Below are 19,199 nucleotides of genomic sequence, written 5' to 3'. Positions count from 1 at the left end.
ATATATTCTACAGGACCATTAACATTAAACAATGTAACTTTCATTAGCAACTATGCAAGTAAAAATGGTGGTGCTGTAGCAGTCTACGAAGATGTAACTATTAATTGTAACAGTTCCGAATTCTTTGACAATTATGCTGGTGAAGGGGGATCATCAATTGTAGTTGGGAAAGGAAAACTAAATCTTTACAATTCCTGCATTACCTCAAAAATATATGCTAAAGCGGGTCAAATCATGGGCTCCCCAGACGCAATATTTTATCTTGAAAACATTACCTTTGCTAATATCACAGCCACATATTCTCCGGCAATATATCTTGTAGGTTCCAAAATTAGAATAATTGATTCCAAATTCATTAATCTAAAAGCTAATATCACTGCAGGGGCAATGAGCCTTAGGGAAGGTGGTGAACTTTACATTAGTAATTGTGAATTCATAAACACTACTTCTTCCAGAAATGCAGGAGCAGTTTATGTAGACATTACTGGATATAATCCGGGCAATGAGGGTAATGTGACAATAATCGATTCCAAATTTAAGGATGCTTCTTCTGAGTTTGGTGGGGCATATGTCCAATTGGGTGGACAGTTCTGGCTTAACAATACTGAGTTCATAAACAACCATGCTGCATTCAATGGTGGAGCAATTTACCTTTCATTTACAGAAACTGAAATCAACAATTGTACTTTCGAATCAAATGGTGCTGGCATAATTGAGGATTATCCAACTTCTGGTGGAGCAATATTCTCAGATATCTCTACACTAAACATAACCAACTCCAGGTTCTTCAACAATGTTGCAAGTGAAGGCAATGCAATATATGCATATGATAACTCATTCAACATTAAATGTTCAACATTTAAAAACAATACAAATGCTGTTTTCAGTGTCTTTACTAAAAAATATACTATAGATACAAACACAGAATTAAATAACGATACTGTTTCAACCAGTAACACATTCTATGCAACAATAATGGTTGGAGAAGGTATGGAGTTGGCGCTGGTTAACAATACCATTAATGTTAATGTTATTCCTACCAAATTTGATTTGCGTGACTGGGGATGGGTCTCATCCGTTAAAGATCAAGGATGGATGGGTGCCTGCTGGACATTTGGAATGACAGGTTCATTAGAATCAGTGTTATTAAAAGCTACAGGAATTCCATTCAACGTTTCTATGAATAACATGAAAACAGTGATGAAATATTCACCTTATGGAGCTATGGAAGTATTTGAAGGGGGAGCCAATCTTGCTGCTGTTGGTTATTTATTGAGTTGGCTTGGAGCAATTCCATATGGTGTTGATACTTATGATGAGCTTGGAAAAATTACAATGCCAATCACAACAGACAAGGACATTCATGTTCAGGATGTGATATTCGTACCTAATAATGAAATCCCTAACGGTACACAAATTAAATTGGCGATCATGAAATATGGATCTTTGGATGTGTCCTTTTTCGGACAAGCTTCATTCGATGATGAAGTTCAGTATTATAATCCGAAAACCTATGCACAATATGTCGATGTGCCTGAAACTGCAAATCATGAAGTATCCATTATTGGATGGGATGATAATTTCCCAAAAGAAAAATTCCTATACACTCCTCCGGGCAATGGGGCATGGATTGTCAAAAACAGTTATGGTTCTGACTGGGGAGACAAGGGATATTTATATGTTTCATATTATGACAAATCACTCCTATCATATAAGCCAGGCAAGGTCACTGATTACGCAGCCACTGCAATAATCGAAAATACTGTACCATACAATAAAAACTATCAATATGACATTACATGGCTTTCTAATTATGAGTCAAGTAATGGAACTATAAGTTATAGGAATGTCTTTGAAGCATTGGATGATGATTTGATTGCTGGTGTTGGAACATACTTCAATGAGAGTGGCGTCAATTATACAGTCAAAATTTTTGTAAACGATGAATTAAAATTGACTCAAGAAGGAGTGTCTCCATATGTTGGTTATCACACTATCAAATTAGGTAGTTACGTACCAGTCAAAAAAGGTGATGTCTTCAAAGCAGAAATAACCTCAAATTGGATTCCATACCTTCTCTTAGAGGATACTAGGGTTCATTATGTTCAAAATATTTCATTTGTATCATTTGACGGAAAAACATGGAAAGATGCTTATGATTTAGGTTATATTGCATGTTTAAAAGTATACACCGTTGCTGATGACAGTAAAATCATAAACAATAAGAATATTGCTGTTGATTATAATGGTGGCAAATATTTCTCTGTTAAAGTTGTAACTGCTGACGGTCATGCTGTTGGTGCAGGTGCAAAAGTCACCTTCACAATCAACAAAAAGACAAAAACAGTAAAAACTGACAAAAACGGAATAGCTAAAATAAAAATAACAAATGTCCCTAAAAAATACACAATAACAACCAAATACATGGGTAAGACATATAAAAACACTGTTACTGTTAAACACGTGCTTAAAACAAGTAAAGTCACTGTTAAAAAGACAGCTAAAAAATTTACCTTGAAAGCAACACTTAAAATCAATGGCAAACTGGTTAAAGGTAAAATCATTAAATTCAAATTTAATGGCAAAACATACAAAGCTAAAACCAACAAAAAAGGTATTGCGCAGAAAATTTTAACCAAAAAAGTCATCAACAAGCTTAAAAAAGGTAAAACATACACTGTTAAAGTGACTTATCTTAAAGACACTATTAAAACAACTGTTAAAGTTAAAAAGTAGATAATTTTATCTACTTTCTTTCTATTTTTTTATTTGACAAGAGTTTTCCATTAAAATATCTTTGATAAAAACAATGGTTACTTTTTTTTATATTAGATTTTAATGGGGGGGGCATTAACATTAACAGAAGCTATTTAACAAATCAATCTCATTTTTTCAAGGGATAGGCTGTTAATGTAAAGTTAGGCTATGTATCCACATATATTAATTTATATATGTATTATAATCAGATATTATAACATGAAATTTAAATGTATGTTAATAGCTAGTTTAATGCTGGCTGTTTTGATGGTTGGTGCGGTTAGTGCAACCGACACCATTTCTGAAGATATCGTCTCGGATGTGGATGATGACCATTTAGAAATTACAGACAATGATGTTTATACGGCAGGAGAAAGTTCATTCAGTAACTTGACTGACGAAATAGAAAACACAGGCACATCTTTAGATTTAAATCATGATTATACTTTCAACAATGAAACTGATAACAAAAATGGAATTGTTATCTGCAAGGATAACTTTGTACTTAACGGTAATGGTTGTACAATTGATGGAAAAAACCAATCAAGAATATTCAACATTACTGCAAATAACGTTACATTAAGCAATCTGATTTTAACAGGAGGTAATGCCGAAAAAGGTGGGGCAATCTATGCCACAGGATCATTAACATTGAACAATGTCACATTCACAAACAACTATGCAAAAATAGAGGGGGGAGCTGTAGGGCTCTATGGTAATGTAATCCTTACATGTAACAATTCTGATTTTATAGACAATTATGCGGAAGCAGGTTCAGCAATATTTGTTCAAAAAGGTGTATTGAATCTTTACAATGCAGATTTAAGTTCAAAAATATTCAACAGGTATTCACAAATTGCAGTACTTGCCAACTCTATAGTTTACATAGAAAACGCTACTTTTTCAAACAGTAACTCTTCCTACTCTCCAGCATTGTATCTTAGAAGTTCCAAAACTTCAGTAATTAATTCTAAATTCATTAATTTAAGAGGTAACATTACATCAGGTGCAATAGGCGTTAGGATGGGCGGTGATTTATATGTTAAAAATTGTGAATTCATAAATACATCTTCCTCTAAAAATGCAGGTGCAATTTTTGCAGATGTTCTATACAATGATTATGATGGTGTTGTGACAATAATTGATACAGTATTTAAGGATACCAGTTCAGGATTTGGTGGAGCATTCCTTCAATTAAGCGGAAATTTATTCTTAAACAATACAAAATTCATAAACGGCCATGCAACTTATAATGGTGGATCAGTTTACCTTTCATATGTAAATGGTGTAATCAGTAACTGTACTTTTGATTCAAACGGCGTTGATATTATTGAAGGTTATCCTACCTATGGTGGTGCAATATTGTTGGATATGGGTACCTATAACATTTCAGAATCTAAATTCTTCAATAACAATGCAAGTGCTGGAGCTGCGATTTATGCATATGATTCAACGTATACTATTAGCAATTCAATTTTTGAAAACAATACAAATCCTATTTATACATTTTTTGATAAACAATCCGTTATAGATGAAACAAACATTTTCATCAATGATAACAACATCTCCACCAATAATACATTTTTTGCAACAATAATAATCGGGGAAGGCATGCAATTAATCTTGAGTAATAACACTATTAATGTCACTACTCTTCCGACCAGATATGATTCACGTGACTGGAGATGGACATCATCTGTTAAAGCCCAGGGATGGATGGGCTCCTGCTGGACGTTCGGAATGACTGGAGTCTTGGAATCATCATTATTGAAAGCTGCAGGTATCACAACTGACTTTTCAGAAAACAACATGCAGAATACCCTGTTGAAATATTCAATTTATGGTTCTCCTAAAATATATGAAGGTGGAAGCAATAATTATGCGGTAAGTTATCTGTTGAGTTGGCTTGGAGCATTTACGCAGGATGCAGATACCTATGATGAAATGGGAAAAATTTCACCCCTAATCACAACCAATCAGGACATTCATGTTCAAGATTTGATGTTCATTCATAATAATGAGATACCAAATGGCACACATCTTAAAGAAGCAATCTTGAAATACGGTTCTGTAGATGTGTGTTATTACGGACAATCCAGATATGATGAAGTAAGTCTTTATTATAATACTGAAACATATGCACAGTATGTTGATGTATTTGTAACGCCAAATCATGACGTTTCAATTGTAGGGTGGGATGATAATTTCCCAAAAGAAAAGTTCTTAACACCTCCTCCCGGTGATGGTGCATGGATTGTTAAAAACAGTTGGGGTTCCGGTTGGGGAGAGAATGGATATTTATATGTTTCTTATTATGACCAATCACTCCTGCCGTATATGTCTGGCGCTATAAACACAGCAGCTACGGCAATCATATTTGAAAATACTGTACCTTACAATAAGAACTATCAATATGATATTGTATGGGGAGGTGCTTTTGTTCCAGGTGGTAATGGAAATATAAGTTATATGAATGTCTTTGAAGCATTGGATGATGATTTGATTGCTGGTGTTGGAACATACTTCAACAGCAGTGGTGTCAATTATAAAGTTCAGATTTATGTAAACGATGAATTGAGATTGACTCAGGAAGGAGTATCACCATTCATAGGTTACCATACTATCAAATTAGATGAATACATTCCAATCAAAAAAGGTGATATCTTTAAAGCTGTAATGATCTCAGATGCAATGCCTGGTGTTGATTTAAGAGAAACAAGGCTGCATTATGATAAGAATATTTCATTTTTCTCTTATGATGGACAGACTTGGATAGATTGTTATACTGAAGATGCAATCGCATGTTTAAAAATCTATACTGTTGTTGACGATACCAAAATCATCAACAATAAGGACATTTCAGTTGACTATAATGGTGGCAAATATTTCACTGTTAAAGTCGTAACTGCTGGCGGTCATGCTGTTGGTGCAGGTGCAAAAGTCACCTTCACAATCAACAAAAAGACAAAAACAGTAAAAACTGATAAAAACGGAATAGCTAAAATAAAAATAACCGATGCCCCTAAAAAATACACAATAACAACCAAATACTTGGGCAAAACCTACAGAAATACTATTACTGTTAAACACGTGCTTAAAACAAGTAAAGTTACTGTTAAAAAGACAGCTAAGAAATTTACCTTGAAAGCAACACTTAAAATCAATGGCAAGCTGGTTAAAGGTAAAATCATTAAATTCAAATTTAATGGTAAAACATACAAAGCTAAAACCAACAAAAAAGGTATTGCACAGAAAATTTTAACTAAAAAAGTTATCAACAAGCTTAAAAAAGGTAAAACATACACTGTTAAAGTGACTTATCTTAAAGACACTATTAAAACAACTGTTAAAGTTAAAAAGTAGATAATTTTTATCTACTCTTTTTTATTTTTTTAATTTTCATGTATGTTTTGTCGGGTGTTAATTTTGTTTCATCATTTATTTTACTTTCATGATTATTTATTCTTCTTGATTATTGGCTAACTATTTTTTTAATCAATGGTTTTTATAATTATTTTAACAGTGTTTTTTAAATCGTAACCTTTTTTAGTAGTTGATTGGTTAACTTAATTCTTTTTCATATTTTTCATCGGAAATGCAGTGCCGTAAAATAGATTTTAGATTCTAGAAGTTATGCATGGGGTGGTATTGGGATATTGTGTTTGACTGTGGAAACAATGGATTAAAATTTGAAAGTAATCTAACAAAACAACTTATTTTTTTGAATGAATTATAGTAATATTTATATTTGATTATCAAAAGAAATTAATACTGACTCATTATGAGTTTATTAATTAAACAAAATATTCAAACAAATTAATTAAAAAAGGTGAATAAAATGAGCGTAGGCGATATAATAAGTGATGCTTTAGGATATCCATTTCGTAATGTAAAAGCTTTAGTTATATATATGATTTTAGGAATAATTGCTGCAATCATCGGAGGAACAACAGTACTTACTTTTGCAACTTCTATGGCTACAAAAGGATTCTCCAGTTTTGCTCTTGGTGGTGTAGGAGTAGTTGGAATCATTGTTTTCATTCTTTTACTGTTCTTGATTGAAGGATATGGATTGGATATTGTAAAATTTGGTATTGAAAGAAGGGCTGATGGTCCGGGAATTGATTTTGGAAGACAAGTTTCAAATGCTGTCAAATTACTCATTGTCTCTATTGTTTATTACGTTGTACCAGCTGTTATCATTTTTATTTTAGGACTTTTCCTCAGAGACTGGATTATGACTATAATCAGTTTAATTTTAGTTATATTATTTGCTTTAGCAAACTTTATGGCTAAATGTAGATTAGCAAAAAGTGACAGTTTAGGTGAAGCTTTAGCTATAGGTGAAGCTATTGGAGACATATCCAGAGTAGGTCTCGGTAAACTTCTTGCAACTGTTATTCTTGTTGTAATTATAGCTGTGATTATTGTAGTTCTTATAGGCATTATTGGCAGTATAAGTGATATTGTTGGAGATATTTTATTCGGTATCTTCTTAGTTTACTTAGTATTCTTCTACAACAGAGCTATTGGTTTATTATACTCTGATGCATAATCAAACCAATCTTTTTTCTTTTTTTCTTTTTTTTTAATCTCAATTAATCATCAATCTTTTTTTCATATTTGATTTGCTTAACAGGGTGAAACATCAAATAATTTTAAAAGGTTGAATATGCATAAAATAGAAACAATAGTTTTATTAATTCGATATTAATTAAAAATTTTATTTAAAATTTGATTAATCTTTAACAGATTTTATGATATGGTGGAGATATGTGCATGTATATGATTTAATTTAAATATAATTAACAACATACTATTGTTTATATTATTTTTAATTATATTTTGGGTGTAATATGAGAGTAGAAAAAGAATATCGTCAATTGGAATGTATTGAAGAAATTCGTATTTTTAATGCTAGTCAAAAGGATTTTTATAAACCCGCCCCTAAGGAGTTTGATGTTGAAGATTTGGAATTTCAAGAACTCATAAACAATCTTCCCATTGAAATTCATTGTTTGATTCCTTATGAGGAAGGTAAGGATTTTATTATCCAAAGTATAGGTAATTTTACTCTTGATAGATATAATTGCACTCTTGATGATGTGAAAGGAAGATTATTCAGTAAATTATCACCCTTATTTTATGAAATTTTACATGATGAGTTAGTTGATGTCTATAATGATCATGTCAGTAAGGATATAAGGTTCGTATACTATTATAAAAATAAATTATCAAAATTGAGTACTTCTAAAATAGTTTTTGATGCTGGAAAAATTTTTGTAACTACCAACAATATTGATACAAAGACAAGCAATCGTGTTGATTTGGAATATAGGGATTTTGATGAAGATAAAAATGATATAATAGAAAATTTCTCCCAAACCGGTAGTTATTATAGGGTCAATGGAAAATATGTCTGGTCACAGGGCATATATAACATTATAAACCGTGCAAAAGAAGAATCCGATGACTATTTCAATATTGTTTTTGATTTGGTGATACCTGAAGATAAACACATTGTAAATAAAATTTTTGACATTACAAATAATGATACCGCCCAATGTGAGGAAGTTATCCGCATTAAAACTAAAGATGGCATCTTAAAAACAATTGAAGTTAACGTTTATTCCTATTTTGATGAGTCAGGCATTATCGTTCGCCAGGGTATGATGAATGACATAACCCAATATTCCAATGATGAAATTACCAAACCTGTTGATTTCTTATTGGATGGCTTTAAAGACAGCACTAAATTGGCTTTGTTGATTGAGCCTTTAAATGTTAAACAATACAAATTCTCAAAAGGTTTTTATTATCTTATTGAAAAGGATTATGAAGATTATGTTCATTCTAGAGATATCTTTAAAAATATAACTGACAAAGATATTGTTCGACGTTTGGAAAAATTGGTTGATGGTGAAATTGATAAAATTGATGAAACTTTTTGTTTTTATGTTGGAGGAAATCCAAACAAGAGGAAAGTCGTTGATTTGTATCTTGAACGTTTTGAATATGGAAATACCACACACAGCCTCGGTTTTTTAACAGACATTACTGAAGAAAGAATTAAACAAGAACAATTGATGGTATCCAATGATAATAGATTGATTTTAATTAAGGAAATTCATCATAGGGTTAAAAACAACCTGCAAATTCTAAGCAGTTTTTTAAACCTTGAAAAAAGAGCATACAAAGATAATCCTAATTTAATCATTGAACATATGCAAACACGTTTAAATTCACTTGCATTACTTCATGAAAAGACTTATAATTCTAAAGATTTTAAAAATATTAATTTGAAAGATTATCTGATTGATCATGATAGAAAGATGATAAATGTGGTTGATTTTCCTAAAAACATTGAGTTTGAAACTTATGTTGATGAAGATTTGGAATTGTCTCTTGAAGTCATAACTCCTCTGCTTCTCATCATTGATGAAATAACAATGAATGCCATTAAACATGCATTCCCGAATAAAACCTCTGCCAACAATAAAATAACTAAGGAAATAAGAAGTGTTGGTAATGATACTGCGGAGCTAATTATAAAAGATAATGGTGTTGGTATTGATGACTCAGACAATATCAGTTCAAATTTAGGCTGTGAAATAATCAAAAGTTTAACCAAACAGTTGGGAGGACATATAAGTCTGATTAAACAAGAGAAGGGCACTGCATATAAGTTAATTTTCTCAACTCAAATGGAACACACTATTGAATGATTGTGGCATGTTTTTTTTCAAATAGTAAAAAATAAATTATATTCACTATAAATAAAAACCTATGCTTGATGTCATAGTATATTTTTCAAAAAAAGCAGTTGAATGCTGCATGGTCAGCAAAAAACGCATAGTCATTATAACTTTTTTGACATTCTTAAGTTTAATTTTAGTGGGAACTTTTGAGGGTATATGTGCCATTATAATTATGTTAATATATATAATTTTATACATTTCATATGGGATGCAATTTACTAGGGAAGTGATAAATGGTGGGCAATCCCTACCTAAATTTGATTTTAGGAGTATTCCATTGGGTATAAAGGCGACAACCGTATTTTTTGTTTATGGGGGTATTCAAACTCTGTTTTTGTTTGTCATTTCTCGATTGTTCAATTTTCCAACTTTTGATTTTGAGGAGTTTTTTTTGAAACTTCCAGAAACAATTCATTTGATTTACACTCATAATCCTGTCAGTTCAATATTGTTTTTTTTGTTAAGCATAATTGCTCTTTACATTGGCGTATTTTTCATGGAAATTGCTTTGGCTCAACTTGCTGATGGAGGTAAGTTTATCGATGCGTTCAATTTAAAATTGATTAAAGGTTACATTGATAAAATTGGGTGGGTAAATTATGCTACTGATTACACTGCCGTTTTGTTAATTTTAGTTGTTTTGGAGTCATTTGAATTTGTACCGGTTTTCAGTGTTGTTATGGTTACTTTGTCATATTCATTGATTTTCATTGTTGAGTATAATGCAATTGGATTGATATTCAGAAAGACTAAAACTTAGTTTTCAAACTTGGTGCAATAAACGTAGGATTTGATGAAAATATGTCTAGATTTATATTTAAATTTCTATTATTTAAAAAAATAGTCTTGACCACACTATCTGGCATAATCAGTAATGTCAAATCGATAACCGTTTTGTATTTAAAACGTTATTCAAGTTTTAGAATTTTTACCGACTCTGCCAACTTCATGTGAAATAATCATCAAAATCATAGCCAGTAAGTTCTACTGTAGATTGAAATTTGTTAATATGTTATAGATATTGACAACATATAGTTTAGTAGCTGCATGTTGATTGTGTGGTAAAAAATAAAAAAAGTGATGAAAGCCTCGCTATGCGAGGAATTTTCACCTATGTGAAATATATTAGTTTGTTTTCTTTTTGGTAGTTGCTTAAAATGGATCTTGAAAGTTTAACTATTCCAGTTAATCCTTTAGAGACTACATGGCCAATACCTGTGGCTACAACTTTAGTTGCCACATTTAAAGGGATTTTAAATGCAGCAACACCAAATGATGCTACTCTCAAACCATTGGAAACGCCTTTTAAAACACCGCTCCAGAAGAGGCTAGGATTCTGATATTCTGTTGTATAAACGGCTCCCAGAATAGTGCCTAGGGCACCGCCAATTCCTGCACTGGCTAATGTAATCCATAAACCAGCTACGCCGGCCGCTGTCATACTATATCCAACATTACCTGTAAGTAGTATGGTGGCTAGTAGAACACCACTTTCAATTAAATCCATTTTCCATGCGGCGATTGGATGTTGTTCTATGTAATTATGGGCAGGTCCAGAGATGATAATGTCATCAACATAACCATCTTTGTTGTAGATGTCGACATTTTTTGACGCATGGTATCCCTTGTTAGCTGAAAATGTGGACAGGAGAATCATAGCATTTCCAGCACTGTAAATTGCCCCTGCATATTTTCCATAATTGTTGGTAAATGTGGAATTGAATACTGTCAATGAACCTTTATTTACGATAGCACCTCCATAATCCTCTTTAAATCTATAGTCTACCTTATTGTTGTTGAATATGGAGTTTATAACTAACAATTTGCCCGAATTATCAAGAGCAATGTTGAATCCTTCTAGAGTCAAGTCATTTATTCTCACATTACCTCGAGAAGCAACGGTCAAGAATTTGGTTGTGTCATCATCATGTTGATTTTGAACAAATACTCTTGCACCTGCTCCGTTGATTAATAGTAATCCGTAATCTGCCTTGAATATGCTTTGAGAATTAGGAATCATGCCGTATTCTCCTTTGACTAAAGTAATATTAATGACGTCATATTTGGTATTTCCGTTGACGATTTTTGAAGCTTTCATCAAGGATGCGAGATTGTCCACAACAACATTATAAACCGTATCGTTGAGGCTTTCCCTAACCAGATATAATCCTCCTTTTTCGGTATTTATTGTGGATGGGGAATATCCTCTGCTGTTAACTAATTTGACAACAGCTAAATTCTGAATATCCAAATCATTTTTGTTGTTGTTTTTCCATACCCAGTTGGATTTGATTACATTTCCTGTAAACAGACAATTTGAAAATACTGCATTTGAAGACATTCCAAAACCGTAATATGCACCACCCTGATTAGCGCCGTTGTTTTTGAATGTGGAATTGAAGCATAACACAGTACCGAAGTTTCTTATTGCACCGCCATCATCACCTTTCTTCATTAAATGATGGATTATGTTGTCTTTAAATGTACAGTTTATAGCCATGAATGTTCCATAGTTATGAATAGCAGTGTTGAAACCGGACAATGTTAGATTTATTAGTGTCAAAGAACCGTATTTAGGAATGTATGCGAAATGATAATCATCATTGGCATTGTTTTCAGTGATTTTTATTGTAGCTCCGTTACCGTTAATTACTACTGGTTTGGAATTGACATCTATAAAGCTACGAGGGTTTACAAAAATTATATCTCCTCTAACAGTTATTGAACGCCATTCATGCGAATCCCTATATTTTTTAAGGTCAGCACTGTTTATGACATATTCTCCTTTGCTGAGAGTTATGTTGAATGAAGTGATATTGTTAAAACTATCAATCCATTCGGTGGCATCCTGCAATCCTGCCATATTGGTAACATATAAATTTTTAGTTATATTGTGAGTTAAACTGTACACGTCTCTTATACTTAATGATGCATTGTTATCAATGTAACCGTTGTATTTAATATGATTGTATGCTCCCCAGGAAGTATCATAGACGACAACCATACTTTTTTCCACAGCACGGACGGTATCGTCTTTTGTTTTGAAGCTGCATGAGATGAAATTTGTCAGTGAATTGGAATCTGCATATAAAACTCCTCCACGATTAGCTTCATCTGATCCACCATTCTCATTTCCATTAAAAATACAGTTCCTGAATGTAGCCTTGTTCTTGTTATAAATTACAGAACCTTTAGTTGGAGTAGCCCATTTTCGAGCATCGTTTTGTGTGAAAGTTGAATTTTCACAATATACTTCACCATTGTTTGCAAATACTCTGTAGAATTTTTTGAATTCAAGATTGTTTACCATGATGTTTGTATTTGAATCCAAACTGGCGAAATTGTGTTTGTAATCATCTTCAAGTGTTGATCCTCCACCATTGATAATGAGGGTGCCGTGATTCAAATGGACAAGATACTCCCAATCTGAATCTTTCCAGAAAGAGTCAGATACTTTATATGTGTTCTTTTTAAGATTTATGATGGTAACGTCAACCTTATAATCCTTGCGAGCCATTTTTCTTAAGGTATTTGTAAGCTCCTGTGAATTGGAAACGGTCACATTATACAATATGAATGCGTCACCGTTAGTCATAATGTATCTGTAGGTGTTCTCCCCGATAACACTGTAAAATGTGGTATTGGAAGCTGCCTTAAATGTTTCATTAGAATATACTGGCAACAATCCTCCATATGAGGTACTATTCAATCCCAAATCAATGGCAGCATATTTATTGGATACTGTAATGTGATCCTTAATGGTCTTGCCTTCGTATATTGTTTCTACAGTATGACTTCCAGCAGTTACATTCAATAGGAAATAAGCATATCCTTCATCTGAAGTAGTGCCTGTAAATGTTTTGCCTCCAACCTTGAATGTAACAGTCTTGTTAGCTGAAGCATTTAACTTGATTATGTATGGTTCATTGATGTCAAATATTGCATTTCTTTTATTTACGGTAATCTTATTTGTATATGATTCGCCAGTTACGGGATTATTGGCCTTTACTGTGTATGTGCCTGGTTCAAAATTGACATTTAATATCGCAGCTCCATAATCATCCGCAATTTGACAGTCATAATTGATATTATTTACATTGAAATTCACTTTGGTTCCCTTAGGTAAATATTTTCCGTTTTTGTCCTTGAATACAGCTGAGTATAGTGAATCGTCACCGTAGGTCTTAGTGAGGTCATAACCATATACGCTGATGTATTTAACATTCATTTCATATGACAGTTTCTGGGAGTTGATTGTGAAATCAAACTTATGGTTTCCGGTTTCATTTGGAACATAAATTAACTCCAATGAGTTTGCATTGATTTTTTTGGTTATGAATTCACCTTTTTTGTTTGAGGAATATTTTAAAGTGTCTAGAACATAATATGGTACTGATCCGATAAATGAAACCTTAATTGTAGTTTTAACGCCGCTGTAACCATTTTTATCAGCAACTATGGAAACTGAAAGTGGTTTCGAATCATCTTTGTTCTTGTTGCTTCCAATTCTATGATATTCTTTTAGCTGATTGCCGATTGAAGCTTTATTTATGCCCCACCAGTTGTTTGAAATAACATCATAATAACCAGTGTTGAATACTGAAACACCCTGGTCACTAGCTGAATTTTCAATGAATGCGTTGTTGGTCAATTTTACATGTGTATTTATGGAATCAGTATATAATGCTCCTCCACGAGATCCTCCACCATTCTTTTCAAAGTAATTTCCGGAGATTGTCATTGTACATGCTTTGTTGACATATATTGCACCTCCATTACGGGTTCCACCATTTTTTACCTGATTTGAGATGAACACTGAATTCTTAATTTCACTTGCGGTTTCAGTGTAAATGGCTCCACCATAGTTTTCAGCCCAATTGTCTCTAAAGGTACAGTTATTTACATTAATATTGCCCTTAGAGCGCACTGCGCCTCCATAACGTTTTTCCTTACCTCCATTAGCATAGTTTGATGTGAATGTACAGTTGGTAAAGAAGAGATTGGTTGAACCACTGTCTGAGTATACTGCTCCACCGTCACCTGCATTTGCATGATTGTTCTTGAATACAGATGAAGAAAATTTCACATCACCAGATTTTTTGTTAATGTAGATTGCACCACCAAAATCACTTTTTACTTGATTTCCGTTAAAAATTAAGTTGTTGTTTTCGCGTCCAATGTTGTTGGTATATATTGCACCACCATGGTCTTGTGCAGTGTTGTTTGTGAAGATGTTTTTTCCGCTGAACTGGATGTAATCAGTTTCGATAGCTCCACCTTTGTGGTTTGCAGTATTCAGTTCAAAAATGGAATTTCCAATATGTAGCCATTTGTTTGAGTATATTGCTCCACCGCCTTCAGATGTTGCAGAATTCTGTTTGAATGTTGATTTTTCAATATATAGATGACTGTCACTGGTTACTTTTACAGCACCACCTTCCCTGGCGGTGTTCTTAATGAATTGTGAATTTTCAATTATTAAATCGGAATATGAAAAAATTGCACCTCCCCTAATTGCAGAATTCCCGTTAAATGTAGAATTATCGATGAATGCATCTTTTTTTACAAGAATAGCTCCACCATGTGATGCTTGTCCATCAACTTTATTGGAATTGAATTTGGAATTTGAAATATCCACTGATTTTTCGGCGTGAATAGCACCACCATCAATTTTCGCTTGATTGTTTTCAAAGACAGATTTTTCAACTACGACATTTCCTTTGGAGAATATGGCACCTCCTGTGAGTTTTGCAGTATTTCCTGTGAACTTGCAGTCTTTGATAGTTAATGTCTCAACGACATTATTATAAATTGCTCCACCAAAACTGTTTGCTTTATTGTTTGTGAAAGTACAGTTAATAATAGTAAACTTGGCTGAACCTGTGATGTAGATTGATCCTCCATTGAATGAGTTTCCATTGATGAACTTCAAATTCTTCAAGGTTATATCGCCGTTTGATGACCTTAATTGAGCTTTGTTACAGTCTATTGTATTTCCAGCTCCGTCAATGACCAATGACTTGTCAATGTTTATTCGATTCGCCGGTGTATAACTTTTGTTTAGCTTTACTGTTGAACCTTCGGATGCACTGTTAATAATCTTTGTAAGATCGCTTGTGTCATCCGTTAATATTGAATCTTGAGTAATTTCAAGATTATTGTTTATATCGCTTTCCTGCATTATTTGAGTGTCATTAGTATTTTCAGCACAAACTGTTGAAATTGAGCATAAAATAAATAACAACAAACAAATAATTGCCAATTTTCCTTTCATATTAATGACCTCATTTAATAGTTAGTTTAACTTTTTTACTTGTTCCTTTGTAATATTTAGTAGTTTTAAAAGTAATTTTTGATGTAAATTTACCTTTTTTATTAAGTTTAGTAATTTTAAAGGTAGCTTTTCCTTTTGAATTGGTTTTTGCAGTGTAAGTTTTACCTTTTACTTTCAAATATACCTTAACTTTCTTAATTGCCTTGTTCTTGCTGTTTTTCAATTGGATTGTGTACTTTTTGGTCTTGAGTGACTTTTTAAATGTTTTCTTTTTAGCGGCAATTTTTGTTTTTTCCTTCTTGATAGTTATCTTGACGGATTTTGAATTAGGATTGTAATTGTCTGACATTGTAACTTTCAAGGTTTTGGAACCTGCTTTGAGTGATTTCAACTTACTTGCAGTGATTGTAACAGTTGCAACACCTTTCTTGTTGGTTGTAACTGTTTTATATTTTTTATTGTTGATGTAAATTGTTACCTTTTCACCAGCTATGACTTTCCTGTTTTTGTCTTTAACAGTAACAGTATATTTGCCTGCATAATTGATTACAAAGCTTTTTTTAGTTGCACTTATTGTTACTGGCCTTTGGTATACATCTATCATATAATTGAATGTGGTGGAGTTGTATTCACTTCCTTCATAAAACAAATTAACATCATATAATCCGATGTTCAATTTAGGAATGATTATGGTTGCCTGACTGCTTGATAAGTTAGTCTTGAATTCCGCACCGTTTAGATTAGCTACAATCATACCTTTTGTTATATTGTTTGGCATTTTAACCTTAATGTTTAAAGTATCGCCATAAGTGATATTTGTAATACTAATTTTCATGTCTAAAACCATAGTTACATGTGCATCATCCAGATAAATGTTATTGGATGAATTGCCTGCTGTGTTTTCGCTGAAATAAATTTTATTTATAATAAAATCGCCTGAAACATATATTGCCCCTCCAGTGTCATTTGCAAAGTTTTTAACAAATGTTGAGTTGACAATTGTACCAACAGTTACAGCCATGGCTCCACCTTTAGTGGCCTTGTTGTTGGAAAATGTGGAATTCTCGGAGTATATTGCACCTCCAATTTCCGCATTATTTCCATAAAATGTTGAATTGGTGATGTTTGCATAATAATCTACCATTATGGCTCCGCCTAATTCATCAGCAGAATTATTATTGAATGTTGAATTTAGTACATGTAAATCGTCGTTTACGTCACTATAAATTGCTCCTGCAGTTTTAGCAGAGTTATTTCTAAATATTGAATTTTTTACAGTATTGTTGTCTGATGCCAAATAAAGTGCACCTGCAGTTTCATCAGCACGGTTATCTGTGAATTTGCATAAATCAATTAAGTTTGGGTAAGATATTGTGTAAAGAGCACCTCCGTTAACTGCCTCATTGTTTACAAAATCACACTTCTCCAAAACAAAGTTAAGTCCCTCGGCGTATATTCCTCCACCGATATCATCAGCGGTATTATTTATAAGTTTAGAATTGTCCAATTTTGTATCTCTTCCTGTAATGTATGCTGCACCTCCAATCTCGGCAGTATTGTTGAAGAATGTGCAATCAGCTATAGTACCTTCAATACCATACCAGTAGACTCCGCCGCCGTTTTCAGCAGTATTGTTTATAAATGTACAATTGTCTAAAAGACCATTTATTCCTGTCCAGTCAACAGCACCACCATAGATTGCTGTGTTGTTGATAAAAGTACAATTTTTCATCTGACCGTTTGCACCTATCCATTCAATAAGGTTGTATGAATAGGACATGTCCCAATTTGTAAATAGGATATTCTTTAAAACGACATTATCAGCATGAACTCTTAATAAAAAATCCATATCTGATGAATTTCCATCAATCTTATGGCCTTGGCCATCGAAAAGTATATTTTCGGATATTTCAAGGCCCCTGCATTTAGAATCCTGATTGACGATTATGTCTTTTTCCAGTTTAATGGTTGAATTGGGGGCTGCATTTTGAATTTCACTATCTAGCTCATCGATATTTTCAATGATTTTTGAATCTTCCAATTCAATTTCATTATCAACCATTGTGATATTGTCAATGTCTGCATTATCGCTTGCCGACACGCTTGAAAGCGAAAATGCAAAGCACAAAAATATCATTATGATTATCATATGCTTAAATGTCATTAATTTTTACCTCATGATTTTATTATGATAAATATGTTTATAATAAAACATATAAGTAATTTGTTCAATTTTTAAATGTAATCAGCAATAAATTCTGCAATAACTTTTAAAAAGTGATGGGAAAATTGGATTGATGTCTAAAAAAATCAGATGGTTTTTCATATTATTGGGAAATCAGAAAATATGCGTATATTTTCACATATTTCTAATCTCGCCCTACCATGTACTGTATTATTAGGTATATGCCTAGAATTCCGCTGACTACGAATCCTATTAATCCTAAAATAGGATAACCAAATATATGATAACCTTTTTCTATAAACATTGCAAGAGATGATCCAATAATTAATGCTGATAAAATGAGTGATACTGAAAGCTGGTTTATGAGTTCACTTACTTCGAGGTGTTTTAGATTTACTTCAAGTTTTCCATTTTCAATTTTTGATATGGTGTTGTTTATGGTATCTGGCAAGTCTTTTGCTAAATGTTCTAACTGTAACAAATAATTTATACCTGATTTTGCAATTCTTTCAGGTTTGTATTTGTTGATAACAATTTTTCTAGATAGTTTCTTCAATTCTTCTGCAGCATTGAATGTTGGGTCTAACTGTTTACCTGTATCTTCAATCAATGCAATTCCTCTTCCAATCATTACGAATTCTCTTGGCAGAGCAATATTGTTTTCCACCATTACATTTAGCAAATCATCAAGTAACCCATCCATGTTTCTCAATTCGGCACCATAATAAAGATTCAACAGATCATCTAAATCCGTTTTTAGTTTATCAGTATTCTGTGCTGGTGTAATTATGTCCATATAAATTAGTTGCTTGATGATGTTGTTGGAATTTCTTCCGATTAGGAGCAGTATTAATTCTGCAAGGGTTTCTTTGAAATTTTCGCTTAATATTCCCATCATACCTAAATCGATGTAGCAAAGTTTCCCGTCTTTTGTTACAATTAAATTTCCAGGATGAGGGTCGGCATGGAAAAAACCATCTATCAAAACTTGTTTAAAATAAGATTTAACTCCATAATTTGCAATTTTTTTCTTATCGATTTTTGGATAATCTTTTTTCAGCAAATCTGTAACTGCAACACCGTCAATATATTCCATTGTAATAACTTTTTCACTACAATAGGCGGTATGTACTTCAGGTATTTTGATATAACTTACTTTTTTGAAGTTATTTGCAAGATTCTGCAGATTCATTGTTTCTTCCAAAAAGTTAATTTCTTTTAAAAT

8 protein-coding genes are annotated in these 19,199 nt (G+C 32.6%); 5 read left to right on the top strand and 3 right to left on the bottom strand.

Translation table 11 applies throughout. The features are described from left to right. The 5 genes from QZ143_RS07205 to QZ143_RS07185 form a co-directional block, all read left to right on the top strand. On the top strand, positions 1-2,736 hold a 2,736-nt coding region (locus tag QZ143_RS07205; RefSeq protein ID WP_292882681.1), incomplete at its 5' end, for a C1 family peptidase. A gap of 240 nt (positions 2,737-2,976) precedes the next feature. After that, entirely contained in the window at positions 2,977-6,120 is a 3,144-nt protein-coding gene (locus QZ143_RS07200; RefSeq protein WP_292882678.1) for a C1 family peptidase, read from the top strand. Between the two features lie 475 nt (positions 6,121-6,595). Beyond that, complete coding sequence (locus tag QZ143_RS07195) at positions 6,596-7,312, top strand: DUF4013 domain-containing protein (RefSeq protein ID WP_292606336.1); 717 nt, start codon at positions 6,596-6,598, stop codon at positions 7,310-7,312. Between the two features lie 301 nt (positions 7,313-7,613). After that, positions 7,614-9,482, top strand: a complete 1,869-nt coding sequence (locus tag QZ143_RS07190) for a histidine kinase dimerization/phosphoacceptor domain -containing protein (RefSeq protein WP_292882675.1) — start codon at positions 7,614-7,616, stop codon at positions 9,480-9,482. Between the two features lie 61 nt (positions 9,483-9,543). After that, positions 9,544-10,275: a DUF4013 domain-containing protein gene (locus QZ143_RS07185; protein ID WP_342765209.1), complete on the top strand. Its 732-nt coding sequence runs from the start codon at positions 9,544-9,546 to the stop codon at positions 10,273-10,275. 351 nt (positions 10,276-10,626) lie between these two features. On the opposite strand, the gene QZ143_RS07180 is transcribed toward QZ143_RS07185, so the two are convergent. The 3 genes from QZ143_RS07180 to QZ143_RS07170 all read right to left on the bottom strand — a co-directional run. Beyond that, positions 10,627-15,789 carry a right-handed parallel beta-helix repeat-containing protein gene (locus QZ143_RS07180; RefSeq protein ID WP_292882672.1) on the bottom strand — a complete coding sequence of 1,721 codons (5,163 nt, stop codon included), beginning with the start codon at positions 15,787-15,789 and terminating at the stop codon, positions 10,627-10,629. A gap of 10 nt (positions 15,790-15,799) precedes the next feature. Continuing rightward, a complete protein-coding gene (locus QZ143_RS07175; RefSeq protein ID WP_292882669.1) occupies positions 15,800-17,926 on the bottom strand; it encodes a hypothetical protein in 2,127 nt (708 codons plus the stop codon). A gap of 232 nt (positions 17,927-18,158) precedes the next feature. After that, a partial coding sequence (locus tag QZ143_RS07170) for a lipopolysaccharide core heptose(II) kinase RfaY (protein ID WP_292882666.1) occupies positions 18,159-19,199 on the bottom strand: 1,041 nt, incomplete at its 5' end.

Source organism: Methanobrevibacter sp. UBA188 (assembly GCF_905234905.1).
GTDB lineage: Archaea > Methanobacteriota > Methanobacteria > Methanobacteriales > Methanobacteriaceae > Methanocatella.
This window is presented reverse-complemented; position numbering and strand designations above follow the sequence as displayed.